The following is an 18,601-nucleotide window of genomic DNA, read 5'->3' on the forward strand; positions in this document are numbered from 1 at the left end:
CAAGAGCAAATTATTTTAAAGAATATCAAAGAATTCAGAGGCGTTGGCACCACGCTTGAAAGCGCATTAGGCGCTTTGATCATGGGGCAATACTTCGGATGGCGCGTTCTTAAGATACTACACAATCCGCTAACCTATCGCCGCTATGAAAAAATTCTAGGCCTTAATTTTCAGGATGTTTGCCCGGAGACGACTGGATACAGCGAAACTAAAAGCGTGGGCTATGCCATCACTCAAAAACTTGGCAGTTTCTGGGCGGTGGTCATGGGCAAGCGCAAAGTAGTGGATAAGGGTTTGATCGAGGATCAAGCGGAAGTTGAAAAGCATGTAGCCAAGCATATCGCCGATAATGATGGGGAGGTGAAAAAATGAGCCACTCCGAACATATATTAGTAACGATCAAAAAGTTTGCTGAATTAACCGGCTTAACTGAAGAAGCTATTCGGCAATATATCAAGAAAGGACAATGGCGATACAAAATTCACTGGAACAAAGCGCCAAACGGCCGAATCTTCATCATCGCAAAGGCAGCTTACGCATGGATGCAAGGCATCGAGGCATAACGATTCGAGGCAATAGCGCTCAGATCGCGTTCACCTATCAGGGTGTGCGTTGTCGGGAAACTATTCCAATTCCACCCACTAAAGCCGCGCAAAAACAACTGATTCTAAAACGGCAAACAATCCTTTTCGAAATCAGCATGGGAATTTTCGATTATGGCGAGCATTTCCCAGATAGCAAAAAAGCAAAGGAATTCCGAAAAACCCGGCCAGATCGATACACTATTCGCGAAGGTCTAATAGATTGGCTACAACGTGCCCAATCCCGATGTCAACCAAGCACACTACGCGACTACACAAGCGCAATTTATCACCATTTGATTCCAACATTTGGCGATCTAGCAATTGATGAACTCACTGCGCTCAAAGTTAAAGAGTGGTTGGCTGAACTTCCTTGCTCTAACAAACGCAAAAACAACATTCTGATTCCTATGCGTCAGTTATATGACGAAATGTACCATGATGAAATCATCGCCAAAAACCCGCTTGATCATGTAAAAAATCTTCCGATCCATACGCGAGAACCCCAACCCTTCACACCCCATGAAGTCGCAAGTATTTTAAATGAACTTGCAGGACAAGAAAGAAACCTGATTCAGTTTGCGTTCTGGACGGGACTCAGAACTTCCGAACTGATTGCCTTACGCTGGCAGGATGTCGATCTTGAGCAAAACTGCATCCATGTCAGGGTTGCAAATGTGCGAAATCACCTGAAAGGGACTAAAACCAAATCAGGAGAACGCACAATTACACTTCAACCAAAAGCCAGAGAAGCTTTGCGCAGGCAACAAATTCATACTGCAAAACTAAATGATACTGTTTTTCATAATCCACGCCACAACAAACCTTGGAAAGACGATCAAGCCATTCGTAAAACAGTTTGGATTCCGGCACTGGAACGGGCCGGTATTAAATATCGCAATCCTTATCAAACCCGCCACACTTTCGCTTCCACAATGCTTTCAAGAGGCGGACATCACATGCAGGTTGCTGAGGAAATGGGACATAAGGATTGGGGGCAGATTAGAAAGAGCTATGGACGATATATTCCGCAGAAACAAGTTAAATCTTAGTTCTTGCGCTACTTGTCTCGCCAAAGCGGGCAAATCTGGTAAATGGAATTTAGTTATATTTGTTCAATAGTGTTCTATGATAGATAGCCAGCAATTGATTTGAAAGGAAATAGACATTGGTATCTCTATTCGAACACCAGGATTCACAAGAGTTTTTTGAGCGCGCTTACTCTCTGCTTATGGCCGAAGCCGACAGAGGATGTGTTCTGCTTGGGGTTTCGATGTTGGATGAAGAGCTTACTACAATGTTCAAATCGCGCTTGCTAAAAGATACAAGCAAGAGTCTAAAAAAAGAGATATTTGACGGAAAGGGTGCGTTTGGCACACTGTCTGCCAAACTGGATATTGCATATGTTTGCCAAATTCTCCCTGAAGATCTAGTCAACTGCATGCATTGCTTGCGAAAACTAAGAAATAATTTGGCTCACCAAGCGTCACCTTTTACGATTCAAGAAAACTCGGAAACCATATTTAATATATTAAACAAGATAAGTAGTGGGAACCTCTTTGTTGGAATTGCGAACATGTCCGGTGAACTTGTCGTTCAGGCATTTTTGCAGAAAATTATGGATACTAGCCACCCTTTGGATGAAGGAAAGAAACTCTTCGAGTCTCAAGAAGAAGCAATATCGTACCTAGAGCAGAACGACGAATTAAAAACAACGTTGGTTGAGAAAAAAATAAAAACTATGTTTGTGATAGGAATTGCTTGCCTTGGAGCGCTTATCATTTTTCATAGAGAAAAGCATTTAAGCATGATCGAAAATAAAGCCTAACAATCCAAGTCAGCGGACATATTTTCCGTTCGTCGGAGGGAACAGTGTTTAGAGATATTTTAAAGCTTATGGATGAAGATCTTATTGTTGATGGAAATAGAACCGAAATTGAATTGGTAATAGAAAATTCTGCAAAAAAGATAATTGAGAGCTTGGAAGAAAATGAAGAGGAAGAGATTTCTCGTGTGGTATCAGATAATGACGAATTTATAAAGAGAAATAGATTACGCTGGGCTGTTGGTTTTAGAAAACTGCGTGCCTTAAGGGCAGTTTGTTTAGAAGCAGGGATGAGTTTCCAAAAGTTAATTTTAGGCATTCCTGAGTTTGAAAATGACGAACTCATTGGTGTGTTCATGAGGCAGCATGCGCATGCATGCCGAATTAGTGGGGAAATCATTCATCTGCTAGAGGGCGGATATCCTGACGCTGCATTAGCACGCTGGCGAACATTATTTGAAATGGTTGTTACTTGCTTGGTAATAAAAAAACACGGCAGAGAAGCGGCTATTGACTATATTAAGCACGGTATGGTTAAAAACGCAGAAGGTATAGAAGAACATAAAAAGACAGCTGCAGAAATGCGCTGTGAAACCTTTACTGATGAAGAGGTTGAGAGAGCTAAGGAGTTAAAAGCGGAGTTTAGCGGCGGAGAGGAAAATTGGCACTGGGCTCGAAAGTACGCCGGTGCAAGCCAATTTGGTAAACTTCGTGACCATGTAGGTTTGGGGAAATGGTCCCATAATTACAAGCTAGCAAGTCGAAATATACATTCAGATTACTTTGAAATGGCTTCATTGCTTGGAATGAGGGAAGCAAAATTCGATGCATTACTTTCTGGGCAATCGAATTCTGGATTTACTGATCCGGCTCATTTTACTGCAATAAGCCTATCTACAATTACATCGATCTTCATAACATCTTATATTGAAAACGAAAGTAATAAATTGGATTACAGTGATTCAGTATTATTTTTAAAAATAATTGAGCATTATGTACGAGAAGTAGGAGAATCATTTCTCGCTGTAGAAGAAGCAATATAACATGTCGTTGCCGCTGAACTCGGCGTTATAAATATATTATCATTTAGAAATAATTCCATCCAAAATGCAAACCCGCATGTTCCCCGTTCAAGTAACATGGGGGGCTACAAATACATTGATAAGAAAACAATCTTTAGCGTATCATAAAACTCTCAAAAACATCAGGATATGGTGATATTTCATGCCTTCCGCAACCCGCGAAAAATTTTCTTCTCAAGCTGCACCGGAAGTGCTGAGCGCACTTCGAAAAATTGCCGAATCTGAGGGGCGTCCTATTCAAGAAATACTTGATGAAGCTCTGCGGGAATATATCGAACGTAAAGAAAAAGGCCAACCTCGTCGTCAAGCGATGGATGCTTTTGCGCACAGCCTAAGCGAATTTGATCAGCTCTATCGTGAATTAGCTAAATAACGTTGAAAGAGTACCTGACTGTTCCCGATATACTGGCAATCCATTCAATATTAATTCAGCGTTACGGTGGAACATATGGTATCCGTGATTCCGGAACACTTGAATCCGCTTTATTTCGCCTTCAATCTGGCTTCTATGTTGATATAGTGGCAGAAGCAGCAGCGCTGATGGAGAGTTTGGCTATCAATCACCCCTTTGTAGATGGCAACAAAAGAGTAGCATTTGCAGCTACCGATATTTTCCTTCGTATGAATGGTTATCGAATCAACGGTGAATCTATGATTATTTACGCCGATATGATGCAAATGCTTGAAACAAGTACATTTGATTTGGCTCACCTTGAACCATGGTTAAGAAAACTGGTAATCAAAGCACCATAAAGATATAAGTAGTAGCTCAAACTTGAGCTGATAACTTCAGAAATCAGTCTTTGATTAATTTAGCATTAATTAATTGACTGAATCTCGTATATATTACATTGTTTGATGTGCATGGTACTTGATCCAATATTCTTAGAATCTGACAAGCTCTCCTTTGAGCTTTATCAGCTCATCGACTTACCATTGTTTGATGACTCCCCTCGTGTTGTGATAAGTGCTGTTGCGTGCTCGATAGCTCTAGAACACTGGGAAGCAGCACGTAAGCTCTTTAGTTCTGGTCTACTTCCTTCAGGCATGGTAGTTCAACGTGCTCAGTTTGAGGCATTGGTTCGTTCAGTGTGGCTCCTTTATGCAGCCACAGAGGAAAAGATTGCAAAATTATCTGCGAACCTAACGCTTGAAAACGAACTATCTGCTAAGAATATTCCGCAGATCGCTGACATGATAAGCGCGATAGAAAAAAAGGCGCCATCGCAAGCTTACGATGCACTCAATAGGTTTAAGCAGAATTCATGGAATGCGCTCAATTCCTACGTACACGCGGGAATACATCCAATTCAAAGGCACCATGAAGGCTATCCAATAAAGCTGATCCAGGGCGTAACGAGGAATACCAACGGGTTAGCAATGATTTGCGCAATGCAATCAGTCGTCCTTAGCGGTCTACAACCACTGCAAAAGCAAGTGCTAGAATTAGCCGCAAACTTTCCAAACTGCATGCCTCCACCTTTGTGAAGAAATTACTTGCCCAACCTCACCTATCAATGAAAGCTTCTATCGAGACAGTAAGACAAAGATTTAACTATCTTGATGGTTTAATTAAAAAAGCTTACACTAAGTTTGATGAAATCTTTGAAACTTAGAGAAATACTTCAAAATGACACAAAAATAGCAGAGGTAAACAATAAATGATTGATATATCGAATATAGATCAAGGTTCGAATCCCGCCTTCGCCAAATATCCAGTATCCATGCCGCTCTCAGTTACATAACAATCATAATACCATCAATCATACCATCAAAAAAATTTGGGATAATTCGATTAATCATCGATGGAATTCCTTCAGCGGAATCTGTTAATTGTGGGATTAGACTACCAGCATTCATCTTTATTGTTTCTGGCTGGACAAACGTAGCTTGGCAGTTATCTGTGCCAATCCTGCTGCGGGTAATGCAAGCAAGCCAAACAGAATCACTCCCAACGGCAATAAACTATAATCTGAATTGGACAGGATCATCATACCCGCTTGCCCAAACATGACAGAGAATCCCCAGCGCCACGGCTTTTCGGGAAATTGGTAACCGAGCCATCCGGTTAAAATAATTGAAAGCGGATAGGTCACAGTCCAGTAGGATGAAGCATCCCAGGCTTCGGTTTTACCGCTTATGATTGCTGTTGCTTGCCATAAAACAGCGCCTCCGATGATTGCAAGCATGTAGGCAATTTTTACTGCTCTATCGTTCATAGTAAATTAATCCAGAAGAAGCTGGTTAAGAACGGTAAGAGTTGCTGCTAATTGAAGTTAAAAACACCGTTCATTTCAAGACACAGATCAACTCATCCCAGCACATAGTGTAATTAGGGCTTTTATTCCCTTATTTCATCTTCCAGGGTTGTTCGAATCCCTCGGATGCGAGTTTTAGCGTGCCTCGCCCCATGCGGGTATTGATCTGATCCATGACGCGCATCAGTTGACTGGCTCTGGTATCGGTATCGGTATCGGTATCGGTATCGGTATCGGTATCGATAGACCCGAAAAGATCGATTTGCCGGTATTGCCGGGATCCCTCTATAGACAAATGCCGATGCAACTATTATATTAGTTTTGATTAATTTTGATTTATTCTGATTAAGATGAATACTCGCGTGGTAACCGCCCATATCCCCAATGAACTGGCCGAACAAATTGACCAACTTGCCGAGCGATTGGATCGTCCTAAAGGCTGGATAGTCAAACAGGCTCTGATTTCCTGGGTCGAACTAGAAACCAAGCGCCATCAGCTTACACTGGAGGGATTGGCCGATGTCGATGCTGGCCGTCTTGTCGATCATGCATCGGTTGATGCCTGGACCAAGAATCTCGACCAATCAGTTTAAGCAATGATCTTGCGATGGACTACGAGCACTGAGCGTGACTTGGTTCGGCTTCATGCATTCCTGGCCACGATCAACCCTCGCGCAGCAGCACAAGTAGTTCGGCAGCTTATCGCAGGCGCGGAACAGGTGATTCAGTACCTGCAGCTTGGAATAAAACTCGAAGAATTCTTGCCCCGTGATGTGCGCCGAATGATCATTGGCGATTATGAGTTGCGGTACGAGCTAACCGATGAAGCGATCTATATTTTGCGGCTCTGGCATGGCCGGGAGGATCGTTAGTCAGAAAACCATTTTTTAATCAAAGTCTGATACCCACTACGCGATTTTCTATATTTTCTTTCGTGACTGTAATTAAATTAATCGATAATAAATCTCCAGGATAAAGTAATTCCTGAGTAATGTGCTTAATACCACGAGAAAGTTGCCGTAATTATTAATAGGTGCTTACTCAGAGGATATTTTATGCCTAAAAAGAAAGAGAAAATTATTGAACAAGTCTTCAAAGCTGATCTTGTTAATGAAGATACGCAACCACCACTACTAAAAGACCTGACTTTCCTTGAAAATATCAACTACCACTCTGTCGTGCGCTGCGAATCCAAAGGCAAAGAGCGGCGCGGACGCCGGATCGTATTACTGCCCCGCCACATGAAAGAATTGCTGAATTCATTTGATGAGAAATTGAGTGAAGAACAGAATCGGCTTGATAAGAAGCTCAACTCATGCGCCAATGAACGAAGAGAGCTTCAGAAAGAGCTTAAAAATTATGAACAAGAATATGAAAAGCTGAGAAAAGTGAATGAACAATTAATGAAAAACATCGAAGATAAATCGTTGCGAGAATGTAATCGCCCAAAACGTCCAAGTGGTTACTCATCCGTTCTTGATGATGCTGCTCCACAATTACATGGATTGCCAGTTCAAGGCGGAGCTCCAAGCTAAGTAGGTGTTGAAAACGCACGTCCAACAAAATAAAATTAAATGCTTGTTCTGTTATTAACATAACGGATCAGGCCGATTTCGGTAATGCGATCCTGGGTCGATGTAGTGCCTGTTGTTTCCAGATTGAGAACACATAGCATGGCAATAACGTCGTCATCTGAACCGGCGGAATGATCCGGTCACGACACCAAAAATCTCGAACTGGGTATCGGGGCGAATGTAAATCGGCTTGTAAGCACCAGTGGAATTGGCGGGTATCAGCCGTGGTATTTTGTTTGCCCCATGATCCAGGATTTTGATGGTGAATTCCCGATCTACCACGGCCAGGACGATATCGCCGATATTGGGCGTTTTGGAACGATCCACTACCACTTTATCTCCCGGCAGCAAACCAACATCAATCATCGAATCGCCCTTGATCGTGACAAAGAACGTCGAAGCGGCATGATCGATCAGGAATTCACTGACATCGAGACGCTTCTCGACATGATCATCCGCCGGACTGGGAAAGCCTGCCGCCACTTTGGTGGCAAAAAGCGGTAACAAGGTGGGTTGATCGCTGATTTCGGGAATGAAGAATTCATCGACTTCCGAAACTGCATTATCCCCAGCTGCATTGGCCTTTTTACGCTACAAGGCTTCCAGGAAATCCTTGATGGTTGCCGTCTGGCTCTCCGGTATGCGCATGGTCACTGTCGGTTCACCGAATTTACCCTGACCACGCGGCCTGCCTGCGTTTTCTCTTTTCCCGCCACGATTGGACATTTTTCGAATGGCTCCACGTTAGATATGTGAAACAGCATTCAAACACACGACCATAGTGATGTCAAATGCACCAACCCAATATGATCAAGATTAAACAGTAAAGAGCAAGTAAACCTGTATAAAGGTCAAGCCCCAAGAAATAGTCTGATATAAACTCCCACAATTGGATTATTCTGAATATGTACAGTACATTTCTACATATTTAAAATAGCGTTAATTCTTTTTAAATCATTCTGGTCGATATGAATTGGAATACTTGGTGATAGACTTCGGCTAATGATTACAGCTTTCCAAGCAAAATACTTTGCGCACGAACTAACACGTCGTTTTCCAACAGATAGCGCTGAAAAATTAGCAGGTGCAGTAGCCAGTGCTCAAGTGGATATCAATCCGCATCAAGTCGATGCAGCCTTGTTTGCTTTTAACTCGCCACTTTCCAAAGGCGCGCTACTGGCTGATGAAGTTGGATTAGGCAAGACTATTGAAGCTGGATTGGTGTTGTCTCAAAAATGGGTGAGCGTAAACGGCGTATTTTGATCATTACACCTTCAAACCTGCGTAAACAATGGCACCAGGAGTTGAACGAGAAATTCTTTCTCCCCTGCTATATCCTCGAAGCAAAATCCTATAATGCTGCAATCAAACAAGGCCAGTTTCGTCCATTTGAATCATCTGAAATCATAATTTGCTCATACCAGTTTGCAAAAAGTAAGGCCGCAGATGTTTATGCAATACCCTGGGATCTGGTTGTTATTGATGAAGCACATAGGTTGCGCAATGTTTATAAGCCATCCAATGTCATAGCCAATACATTGAAGATGGCATTGGCGGGGAAGCATAAGCTACTGCTTACCGCGACCCCTCTACAGAATTCGCTGTTGGAACTCTATGGATTGGTGAGTTTTATTGATGAACATACTTTCGGTGATTTAAAAAGTTTCCGCGAGCAATTTGCCAATTTGAATCAGGAACAAGTATTTCAAACCCTCAAGGCTCGGCTCAAGCCGGTTTGTCATCGAACCCTGCGTCGCCAGGTCACTGCCTATATCCCATACACAAAGCGCCTGCCGTTGGTAGAGGAATTTACTCCGGAAGAAAGCGAAGATCGTCTTTACCACCTTGTTTCAGAATATCTGCAACGCGACAATCTACAAGCGCTTCCATCAAGTCAGCGTTCCCTGATGACGCTGGTGTTACGCAAGTTGCTGGCCTCATCCACCTTTGCCATTGCGGGTGCGCTAACTTCGATTTCAACTCGACTCAAACGCAAGCTGGGCAAACAGAAATCCGTAGAATCGCTTGAAGAGGAACTGGATCAGGACTACGAAGCACTTGATGAAACCGCCGAGGAATGGACTGATGACGAACTCGCCGAACTTCTCACCGAGGATGATCGCGTGGCTCTCGAACTGGAAATTGCCGAGCTTGATGCTTTCGCCGCGCTTGCCATTTCAATAGACCATAATGCCAAGGGTAAGGCACTGCTAAAAGCGCTGGGTATTGCATTTGCCAAGGCAAAAGAACTTGGCGCAGCCGAGAAAGCTATCATCTTCACCGAATCACGCCGCACACAAAACTATTTATTGCGCTTACTGGCAGACAGTCCATTTGCTGAAGGAATTGTACTTTTCAATGGCACTAATACCGACGATCAATCCAAAGTTATTTACAATCAGTGGCTTGAGCGTCACAAAGGCACCGACCGAGTAACAGGGTCGCGCACCGCAGATATGCGCTCGGCACTGGTCGATTATTTCCGTGAACAGGGATGCATCATGATCGCAACGGAAGCCGGTGCCGAAGGTATCAATCTTCAATTCTGCTCACTGGTAGTCAATTATGATTTGCCATGGAATCCGCAACGCATTGAGCAACGCATCGGTCGTTGTCATCGCTACGGACAAAAGCATGACGTAGTGGTTGTAAACTTTCTTAACCGCAAGAATGCTGCGGACAAGCGCGTTTTCGAATTATTGGCAGAAAAATTCAAGCTATTTGAAGGTGTCTTTGGTGCCAGCGATGAAGTGCTGGGAGCTATTGAATCGGGTGTGGATTTCGAAAAACGCATAGCCGCCATCTACCAGCACTGCCGCATGCAGGAAGAAATTCAAACAGCTTTTGATCAGCTCCAGCTCGAATTGAGCTTGGAAATCAATGAATCCATGACACGCACGCGCCAACAATTATTAGATAATTTTGATGACGAGGTGCGTGAAAAACTCAAAGTGCGGGACGAGGCATCTAAAGCATACCTCAATCATTACGAACGTTTGCTGATGCAACTTACCCAATATGAACTCAATGGCCGCGCTGAGTTTCTGGATGATTCCTCGTTCCGCTTGCAGAAACAGCCTTTCCCGGAGCAGGCTGCAACAATTCCGGTTGGATTATATGAACTGCCACGGCGATCCGGTGAAGCGCATCTTTATCGCCTCAACCATCCGCTTGCTGAAACACTCATTGCACAGGCCAAAATGCGTACCCTGCCCCCGGCAGAAATTCATTTTGATTATCAGCAATACGATGGCAAGGTTACATTACTAGAAGAATTCATTGGCAAGTCTGGCTGGTTAACCCTCTCGCTTTTTAGTGTTGAATCACTCGATCAAGCGGAGGATCATCTTATTTTTGCAACAGAAACCGATGATGGTCAAATATTGGATGAGGAAATTGCTGCACGACTACTGACACTTCCTGGGAATGTGATCAACCAAGTTCAGACTGGTTTAGAAAACACATCCCTGGAAGTACAAACCCAAAAGCGCCAATTGGAAATACAGCGCACTATCTCAGAACGCAACGCCCGTTTCTTCGAGGCTGAGGCAGACAAATTGGATGGCTGGGCAGATGATCTGAAGGTTGGCCTGGAAAGAGAAATTAAAGAAATTGACCGTCAAATTAAGGAGGCACGCCGCTCTGCGGTGACTGCGCTGACTCTGGAAGAAAAGCTCTCTGGACAAAAACTGATCAAGTCGTTAGAGGCACAGCGCAATCTTAAGCGACGCTCACTCTTTGATGCACAGAATCAGGTGGATAAGCAACGTGAAGCATTAATTTCGGTGATAGAAGGGAAAATGAATCAGAGTACTCGATCCGATCAATTATTTTCGATACGCTGGACTATTTCATAGCCATAGCTATATAAACAGGAGAAACATTGTTATGACAGAACCAACGATCACCTGCCCTAACTGCAAAACAGAAATCAAGCTCACCGAATCATTGGCGGCTCCGCTGATCGAATCCACGCGTAGGCAGTTTGAGCAACGACTGGCGCAAAAAGACAGCGAAATTATCCAGCGCGAACAAGCCATGCGTGAAAAAGAAAAGCAACTGGCAGAAGACAAGCGTAAGTTTGAAGATCAAGTAGCCGATCAAGTGGCAGAGCAGTTGAAAGCAGAGCGTGCTCGCGTGATTGCGGAAGAATCCAAGAAAGCTAAACTGGCTAGTGCTGCCGAGCTGGAAAACAAAGCACGTGAACTGACCGAATTACAAGAAGTGCTAAAATCCCGCGACGAAAAATTGGCGGAAGCGCAGAAAGCACAAGCCGAACTTATCAAGAAACAGCGTGAACTCGATGATGCCAAGCGCGAACTGGAACTGACCGTAGAAAAGCGAGTGCAGGATGGATTGATCGAAGTCCGCACGCTCGCAAAAAAAGAAGCTGAAGACGAGCAGAAACTCAAAGTGATGGAAAAGGAACAAACCATTGCCGCGATGCAGAAGCAGATCGAAGATCTTAAGCGTAGGGCTGAACAGGGTTCTCAGCAACTACAAGGTGAAGTACAGGAACTTGAACTGGAGAATCTTCTGCGTAGCAAATTTCCTTTCGATACGATTGAACCAGTGCCCAAGGGAGAATACGGCGGAGATGTGCTGCACCGAGTTGTCGGTACAGGTGGTCAGCCTGGAGGCACCATTTTGTGGGAATTCAAACGCACCAAGAACTGGAGCGACACGTGGTTGGTAAAACTGCGCGATGATCAGCGAACTGCAAAGGCAGAAATCGCTGTAATCGTGAGTCAGATTTTGCCGAAAGGCGTTGAAACCTTCGAATTGGTCGAAGGTGTCTGGGTCACGCATCCGCGTGCTGCTCTACCGGTAGCTATGATATTACGCCAATCATTGCTGGAAGTTGCTCTGGCACGCCAGTCATCCGAAGGTCAGCAAACTAAAACTGAAATGGTTTACCAGTACCTCACCGGCCCGCGTTTCCGTCAACGTGTGGAAGCCATTGTTGAAGCCTTCTCCACCATGCAGGAAGACCTGGACAAGGAGCGCAAAGCGATTATGAAGCAGTGGGCTAAGCGCGAAGAGCAGATTGAGCGGGTGATGGGGGCAACGGTTGGAATGTACGGCGACTTGCAGGGAATTGCGGGGAAGTCGTTGCAGGAGATTGAAGGGTTGAGTTTCCATGCACTTGAAGATAGAACGGTTGAACAATGAGGGCATGGCAATGCGGATATCAAAAATAACTATCGAAAATTTTCGCTCGATTAAACATGCTGAGATTGATGTTGCGGAATTTAATGTTTTTGTTGGGCAAAACAACCATGGAAAAACAAATCTCTTTGAGGCGGTTGAGTGGTTCTACACCGGTAAGGGCGACATGCGGGAAATTAAGCATAACGGTTGTGGTAATGAGGATGAGTTTTTCGTTGAAATTAAATTTTCTGATATTCAGGACGGCATTTCACGCATTACAAATTCAGAAAATCAGACAAAGTTAAAAAATATTCTGGGTGATGCAACTGATATGCGTGTACGCCGATCCTCGAAGTCGGTCAAAGACAGATTGCTATATCATCCATCCACAAATGAGTGGAAGAAACAACCTGCTGGGGCAGACAGTGCATTCAATAACTGCATTCCGAGGTTCGAGTTTGTCGAGGCTACAAAAAGCTTGAAGGAGGTTTCACAGTTTAAAAATACAACTCCTATCGGTCAGATGTTGAGTGCTGTTGTTGAAGAGGTGTTGGAAAAGGACGAATCATATAGAGAATTCAGATCAAGTTTTGAGAGGCTATTTCAGGCGGATGATTCCGGCATTAGGCAAACGCTTAATGGCCTTAGCGAAAAGGTAAAACTTCATCTAGCTCAACAATTCCCTGATTGTATAAAAGTTGAATTCATTGTCAATGAGCCGCAATTTGAAGAGCTTCTAAAAAACTATCAGACCAAAATTGATGATGGCATTCAAACGACCGCCGAAGAAAAAGGGGACGGTATGCAACGTGCATTGATGTTGGCCATCATCAAGACATTTGCAGATTTTCGTCGCGAGGATGCTCTAGGGCGAGCTTTTATATTTTTCATTGATGAAGCAGAGCTTCACTTGCATCCTGCTGCGCAACGGCAACTCAAAGCTGCGTTGATAGAGCTATCTCAAGGGGCTGATCAAGTATTTGTGACTACGCATTCATCAGTATTGATCGCGGACGAGCATTCAAAGCAAAAAATCTTTAAGGCACAGAAAGTTGAAAAACAGACCGTTGTTTCACATGTTATTGAGGATAAACATGAGGTTGTTTATGAACTGCTTGGCGGCAATCCAGCAGACCTTCTTTTTCCAGCTAACTTTATGTTGGTTGAGGGGCCAAGCGAGAAGGATTTCTTGAATGGCATAATCAATCGCTTTTACAAAAACGAACCAGCCATTCAGGTTGTAGCTGCCGAAGGAGATCATGATCGGTTAAGTTCCAACATGGAGGCGCTTAATCTCATTTTTAGACCTCTTGATAAGAGCCCCATTTATGGCGATCGGGTCATCATTCTTTGTGATGCGCCACATCAAGATAAAGTTGAGAGCTTCAGAGTTTTCAAAGCGCAGAATTCGCAGCTTGAAATACGCAACCAACTCTATGTGTTGCCTGATGCCCAGATTGAAAATTACTATCCAGTGCCATGGAAAACAGCAGACAAAATTAAACCTCACCAAAAGCGTAATCTCGCAAAAAAAGTGGCAAGGGAGATCACGCAGACGGACTTTGAGAATCAGATGTCTATCATCTTCAGTGTTTTAAAAGCATGTTGGAAAAATGCACACAAGATTGAAACGGTATGACTAGCAAAAAACAAAAACTTGAACTCACCTGGATTGGCAAGGAAAATCGGCCCAAGCTGGAGCCGCGCATTTTGCTGGAAGACCCGGCGAAGAGTTATCACGCGAAGCATCGGGTATCGGATAACGATATCTTCGATAACCGGCTGATTTTCGGTGACAACCTGCTGGCATTGAAGGCGCTGGAGGCGGAGTTTGCGGGGAAGGTGAAGCGCGTTTTTATTGATCCACCTTACAATACCGGAAGCGCGTTCACGCACTACGATGATGGGGTAGAACATTCGATTTGGTTGTCGTTGATGCGCGATCGGCTGGAGATTATCCGGTACCTGTTGGCGGAGGATGGCTCGCTTTGGATAACCATTGATGACAACGAGGCGCATTACCTGAAGGTGTTGTGCGATGAGGTGTTTGGTCGTGCAAATTTTGTGGCTACCGTAATTTGGCAAAAAAAGTACGCACCAAAATCTGACTCAAAATATTTTTCTGAGTCCCATGACTTTGTCTTGGTAGTCGCAAAGCAACTTGACCGATTTAACCTTAGGCGCCTTCCGAAGACGGAGAAGCAAACGGGGCGATATACAAACCGTGACAATGATCCTCGCGGCCCGTGGAAAGCAAGTGACGTTCTTCGCAATGAGGCTCGGGATTATGCGATTTTTCCTGTCAAGTTACCGTCAGGGCGTGAAGTTATGCCGCCCTCAGGGACAAGCTGGCGGTACACGAAAGAAAAATTTGCTGAACTTATAGCCGATAACCGAATCTGGTTCGGAGTTGATGGGGATGCTCGCCCTGCATACAAGCGGTTCCTATCCGAGGTAACGGACACCATACCAAGCACAACTATTTGGACGTATGACGAGGTAGGCCACAATGACGAATCCAAGAAGGAAATGCGAGGAATATTTGGCGAAGATTTGTTTGCAACACCTAAGCCGGAGCGTTTGCTTGAGCGTGTTCTAAGCCTCGCCACCAACCCCAACGACCTCGTTCTCGATTCCTTCGCCGGTTCCGGTACCACCGGTGCAGTTGCGCACAAAATGGGGCGTCGCTGGATCATGATCGAGTTGGGTGAGCACTGCCACACACATATCATCCCGCGTTTACAAAAGATCATCGACGGTGAAGACCAAGGCGGCATCAGCAAGGCAGTGAATTGGCAAGGGGGCGGTGGTTTCCGCTATTACAAACTCGCGCCCAGCTTGTTGCGGCAGGATGCTTATGGGCAGTGGATCATCAACAAGGAATACAATGCCGAGATGCTGGCGCAGGCCTTATGCAAGCTGGAAGGATTCACCTATGCGCCTTCCGGAGTGCATTACTGGATGCACGGGTATTCCACCGAACGGGATTTTCTATACGTCACCACGGCGAACCTGAACCACGAGCAGTTGCAACAGCTTTCCGATGAAGTCGGCTCTGAACGCAGTCTGTTGGTATTGTGCACTGCTTTCCGTGGGCGCGGCGAGTATGCGAATCTCACCGTGAAGAAAATCCCTAAGCAGGTGTTGTCACGCTGTGAATGGGGACATGATGATTATTCGTTGCGAGTAGAAAATCTCCCCAAAGCCCCACCTCCTCCACAACAAGTAGAAAAAACAAAGGGACATAGTGCCGCGAATTCGGTACAAAGTGGATTGTTTGATGAGGAAATGGAATGATCTTTGTGAGGACATTAAATCATTCTGCGGTAACTGTTAAATCACGTGTGCCCGTTTATTCAAAAATTGCACCGCAAGTGAGTGGAAATTTCAAACATCCCATTTCTTCCTGTTGGTCTTTGTCATGAAGAAAATTATCATCATTGCTGGGCCGAATGGAGCTGGAAAAACGACCTTTGCCCGGGAATTTTTGCCCAATGAAGCGGGTTGTCCAAAGTTCGTGAACGCAGATTTGATTGCGGCGGGTTTGTCGCCGTTTGCACCGGATGTAGCTGCGATGAAGGCGGCTCGTATTATGTTGGAAAGCATTAAAGAGCTTGAAGAGCGCGGTGAAAGTTTTGCATTCGAGACTACGCTTTCTGGATTGACTTATGCGCATCGGATTCGCCGCTGGCGCGAGGCCGGTTATCATGTCACGCTGTTTTTCTTGTCGTTGCCAAATTCACAAATGGCCATTGATCGTGTGGCGGAACGTGTGCGCCAGGGCGGTCATGATGTGCCGAGCGAGGTTATCCGCAGGCGTTTTGCAGCGGGGTTACGAAATTTTGAGCAAGTTTATCGGGATGCAGTCGATGCTTGGGCGTTGTATGACAATGCAGGTGATGAGCCGGTACTGATTAATTGGGGAGAAAAGGCATGAACCAGAAAAGTATAGAGCTGGCAAAAGATCCGGATTTGGCGGGTTCTTTGGCTGCAATCCGCCGTGCTGCTCAGCGGGCGAGACAATTAGCCGTCAGTACGAACACTGAGCTTGTCGTCTTGCGGAATGGTAAATGTGTGCATATAAAGCCAAGCGGAGAACAAAAACCGCGATGAATCGTCATGTCAATGCCATTGCCGGACGTCTCAGCTTGCGTGCGCCGCAGCGCCGTTCGTTAGAAATTCTGGATCGGATCACTGAGATTACTCCGCCAAGAAAAGATAGAGATCTTCTGGCAACGCTGGAGATTATCCGCAGCGAATTTCCATCAGTCACAGATTTCGAACGCAAGTTTCCATCACTGTGCTTTGCATTGGCTACAGGTGTGGGCAAAACCCGATTAATGGGCGCATTTATCAGTTTTCTGCATTTGGCGCACGGTATCAACAATTTCTTTGTGCTGGCACCGAATTTGACGATCTACAACAAACTGATCACGGATTTCAGTGACCGCACACATCCGAAATATGTGTTCAAGGGTATCTCGGAATTTGCCATTGATGCGCCTGCCATCATCACAGGCGACAATTACAATCAGCATGATCCGGCCAGTGGCACACTCTTTGGTGGCGTGCGTATCAATATTTTCAATATCTCCAAAATCAATTCTGAGGTACGGGGTGGCAAAGCTCCGCGCATCAAACGATTATCTGAATATATTGGCGAAAGTTATTTCGACTATCTGGCCGGACTACCCGACCTGGTGCTTTTGATGGATGAATCGCATCGCTACCGCGCCAGTGCTGGCATCAGGGCAATCAATGAGCTGAAACCGATTCTTGGATTAGAGCTGACAGCTACTCCCTTTGCAGAAGGAACTAAAGGCGCTGTACCCTTCAAGAACGTAATCCTCGATTATCCATTGGGTATGGCGATGGAAGACGGTTTTGTAAAAGAACCCGCCGTGGTGACGCGCAAGAATTTTAACCCGGCTGGTATGTCGCCAGAAGAAATCGAACGCATGAAACTGGAAGATGGGATGCGGTTGCACGAAAGCGTAAAAGTCGAGTTGGAAACTTACGCCAGAGAAACCAGCAATCCTATTGTTAAGCCATTCCTGCTGGTGATTGCACGTGACACGACTCATGCCGGACAGTTATTAGCGTTGATCCAGTCCGATGGTTTCTTCGAAGGGCGCTACAAAGACAAGGTCATTCAGGTTGATTCAAGCCGAACCGGTGCGGATGAGGAAGAAATGATTGAGCGGTTATTGAAAGTGGAACACACTGAAGAGTCGACTGAGATCGTTATTCACGTCAATATGCTGAAAGAAGGCTGGGACGTAACCAATCTCTATACTATTGTGCCGCTACGTGCTGCTAATGCACGTACCTTGATTGAACAATCCATCGGTCGTGGGTTACGGCTGCCTTATGGTAAGCGCACAGGTGTAACGGCGGTGGATAGGCTGAATATTGTGGCACATGATAAGTTTCAGGAAATAATCGATGAAGCGAATCGACCTGATTCCGCCATTCATCTGAAGACAGTGGTACTGGATAATGATGAACTCGATCAAAAAACAGCAACGATCGTTTCACAATCCCAAGTTGCAACCCAATTGGGAATAAAGCCAGCAGATACAACGGCTAGCACACAAATTGCGGGGCAAAATGTGCCCCCTCTTTTCCCCAAACCGGAAGAGCAAAAAGTGGCGCAAATTGCTTTTGAGGTTATCCGCAAGATGGAGAATCAACCGAGGGCCGTGCCTACATTGGCGCACTTAAAAAACCCGGAAGTCCAGGCTGCTATCGTTAAGGCAGTGCAAGAACAACATCGCCCTATACAGCTGGAGTTAGAAGGGGTGACAGAACTGCCTGATTTTGCAGCCGTTGTGGCTAAAACGGTGGAATTAGTAACCCAGCAGACAATTGATATTCCACGCATTCTAGTTGTGCCCAAGGGAGAAGTGAAAGCTGGTTTTAGGCCATTCACTCTAAAACTGGATACATTGAAATATCCAGCGGTATCCGATGAGCTATGGATACAGCACCTGCGTACCAGTCAGCGAGATGAAATAACATTGGGCGCTGGTGGTTGTCAATGGCGGAGTAAAAAGGTACCAAATAGCGGGCGAAGAGTGTACCAATTAGGTTAATAAAAAAGAGGTTTTGACCTCTGGTTCTGCGCTTC

Annotated in this window: 20 protein-coding genes and 1 pseudogene; 18 read left to right on the forward strand and 3 right to left on the reverse strand. The window is 45.0% G+C overall.

Going from position 1 to position 18,601, the window contains the following annotated elements:
• The 8 genes from BLU57_RS14210 to BLU57_RS14245 form a co-directional block, all read left to right on the forward strand.
• The coding region (locus tag BLU57_RS14210) for a hypothetical protein (RefSeq protein ID WP_143026996.1) at window positions 1–372 on the forward strand (372 nt) is incomplete at its 5' end.
• Window positions 369–563, forward strand: coding sequence for a MerR family transcriptional regulator (locus BLU57_RS14215; RefSeq protein WP_090322291.1), 195 nt, complete (start codon window positions 369–371; stop codon window positions 561–563). The genes BLU57_RS14210 and BLU57_RS14215, both read left to right, overlap by 4 nt.
• A complete protein-coding gene (locus BLU57_RS14220; protein WP_090322294.1) occupies window positions 539–1,633 on the forward strand; it encodes a tyrosine-type recombinase/integrase in 1,095 nt (364 codons plus the stop codon). The genes BLU57_RS14215 and BLU57_RS14220 overlap by 25 nt, the downstream gene beginning before the upstream one ends.
• 179 nt (window positions 1,634–1,812) lie before the next feature.
• Window positions 1,813–2,409 (forward strand): hypothetical protein, encoded by a 597-nt coding sequence (locus BLU57_RS14225; RefSeq protein WP_143026997.1) that lies wholly within the window; start codon window positions 1,813–1,815, stop codon window positions 2,407–2,409.
• Between the two features lie 44 nt (window positions 2,410–2,453).
• A complete protein-coding gene (locus BLU57_RS14230; RefSeq protein ID WP_090322298.1) occupies window positions 2,454–3,449 on the forward strand; it encodes a DUF5677 domain-containing protein in 996 nt (331 codons plus the stop codon).
• A 181-nt stretch (window positions 3,450–3,630) separates the two neighbouring features.
• Window positions 3,631–3,861, forward strand: coding sequence for a hypothetical protein (locus BLU57_RS14235; RefSeq protein ID WP_090322300.1), 231 nt, complete (start codon window positions 3,631–3,633; stop codon window positions 3,859–3,861).
• A 2-nt stretch (window positions 3,862–3,863) separates the two neighbouring features.
• On the forward strand, window positions 3,864–4,241 hold the full coding sequence (locus tag BLU57_RS14240; RefSeq protein ID WP_256206307.1) for a type II toxin-antitoxin system death-on-curing family toxin: 378 nt from the start codon (window positions 3,864–3,866) through the stop codon (window positions 4,239–4,241).
• Between the two features lie 111 nt (window positions 4,242–4,352).
• Window positions 4,353–4,976, forward strand: a complete 624-nt coding sequence (locus BLU57_RS14245) for a DUF6988 family protein (protein ID WP_090322305.1) — start codon at window positions 4,353–4,355, stop codon at window positions 4,974–4,976.
• Window positions 4,977–5,350: 374 nt separating this feature from the next.
• Here the strand turns inward: BLU57_RS14245 and BLU57_RS14250 are convergent, their stop codons facing one another.
• Window positions 5,351–5,707, reverse strand: a complete 357-nt coding sequence (locus tag BLU57_RS14250) for a hypothetical protein (RefSeq protein ID WP_090322307.1) — start codon at window positions 5,705–5,707, stop codon at window positions 5,351–5,353.
• 130 nt (window positions 5,708–5,837) lie between these two features.
• Window positions 5,838–6,041: a DUF4113 domain-containing protein gene (locus BLU57_RS14255; RefSeq protein WP_256206308.1), complete on the reverse strand. Its 204-nt coding sequence runs from the start codon at window positions 6,039–6,041 to the stop codon at window positions 5,838–5,840.
• Window positions 6,042–6,096: 55 nt separating this feature from the next.
• Here BLU57_RS14255 and BLU57_RS14260 point away from each other — a divergent pair, with 55 nt between their 5' ends.
• From BLU57_RS14260 to BLU57_RS14270, 3 genes are all read left to right on the forward strand, one after another.
• Window positions 6,097–6,339, forward strand: a complete 243-nt coding sequence (locus BLU57_RS14260; protein WP_090322312.1) for a CopG family ribbon-helix-helix protein — start codon at window positions 6,097–6,099, stop codon at window positions 6,337–6,339.
• Window positions 6,340–6,342: 3 nt separating this feature from the next.
• On the forward strand, window positions 6,343–6,618 hold the full coding sequence (locus BLU57_RS14265) for a type II toxin-antitoxin system RelE/ParE family toxin (RefSeq protein WP_090322314.1): 276 nt from the start codon (window positions 6,343–6,345) through the stop codon (window positions 6,616–6,618).
• Between the two features lie 183 nt (window positions 6,619–6,801).
• Complete coding sequence (locus tag BLU57_RS14270; protein ID WP_090322316.1) at window positions 6,802–7,281, forward strand: hypothetical protein; 480 nt, start codon at window positions 6,802–6,804, stop codon at window positions 7,279–7,281.
• A 153-nt stretch (window positions 7,282–7,434) separates the two neighbouring features.
• Here the strand turns inward: BLU57_RS14270 and BLU57_RS14275 are convergent.
• Window positions 7,435–8,046, reverse strand: a pseudogene (locus BLU57_RS14275) (LexA family protein).
• Between the two features lie 276 nt (window positions 8,047–8,322).
• On the opposite strand from BLU57_RS14275, the gene BLU57_RS16730 reads away from it, so the two are divergent.
• The 7 genes from BLU57_RS16730 (at window position 8,323) to BLU57_RS14310 (ending at window position 18,566) form a co-directional block, all read left to right on the forward strand.
• Window positions 8,323–8,583, forward strand: a complete 261-nt coding sequence (locus BLU57_RS16730; RefSeq protein ID WP_256206309.1) for a hypothetical protein — start codon at window positions 8,323–8,325, stop codon at window positions 8,581–8,583.
• The gene (locus BLU57_RS14280) at window positions 8,556–11,177 is read left to right on the forward strand and encodes an SNF2-related protein (protein WP_256206310.1); all 2,622 of its coding nucleotides are present in this window, start codon (window positions 8,556–8,558) and stop codon (window positions 11,175–11,177) included. Before BLU57_RS16730 ends, BLU57_RS14280 begins: the two co-directional genes overlap by 28 nt.
• A 31-nt stretch (window positions 11,178–11,208) precedes the next feature.
• Window positions 11,209–12,492: a DUF2130 domain-containing protein gene (locus tag BLU57_RS14285; protein WP_090322318.1), complete on the forward strand. Its 1,284-nt coding sequence runs from the start codon at window positions 11,209–11,211 to the stop codon at window positions 12,490–12,492.
• A complete protein-coding gene (locus BLU57_RS14290) occupies window positions 12,461–14,110 on the forward strand; it encodes an ATP-dependent nuclease (RefSeq protein ID WP_090322321.1) in 1,650 nt (549 codons plus the stop codon). The genes BLU57_RS14285 and BLU57_RS14290 overlap by 32 nt, the downstream gene beginning before the upstream one ends.
• Window positions 14,107–15,768, forward strand: coding sequence for a site-specific DNA-methyltransferase (locus BLU57_RS14295; protein WP_090322324.1), 1,662 nt, complete (start codon window positions 14,107–14,109; stop codon window positions 15,766–15,768). Before BLU57_RS14290 ends, BLU57_RS14295 begins: the two co-directional genes overlap by 4 nt.
• A 124-nt stretch (window positions 15,769–15,892) precedes the next feature.
• Complete coding sequence (locus BLU57_RS14300) at window positions 15,893–16,408, forward strand: ATPase (protein ID WP_090322334.1); 516 nt, start codon at window positions 15,893–15,895, stop codon at window positions 16,406–16,408.
• Between the two features lie 133 nt (window positions 16,409–16,541).
• Entirely contained in the window at window positions 16,542–18,566 is a 2,025-nt protein-coding gene (locus BLU57_RS14310) for a DEAD/DEAH box helicase (protein WP_442512593.1), read from the forward strand.
• Window positions 18,567–18,601 lie beyond the last annotated feature (35 nt).

This window comes from Nitrosomonas oligotropha, from assembly GCF_900106555.1.
GTDB lineage: Bacteria > Pseudomonadota > Gammaproteobacteria > Burkholderiales > Nitrosomonadaceae > Nitrosomonas > Nitrosomonas oligotropha_A.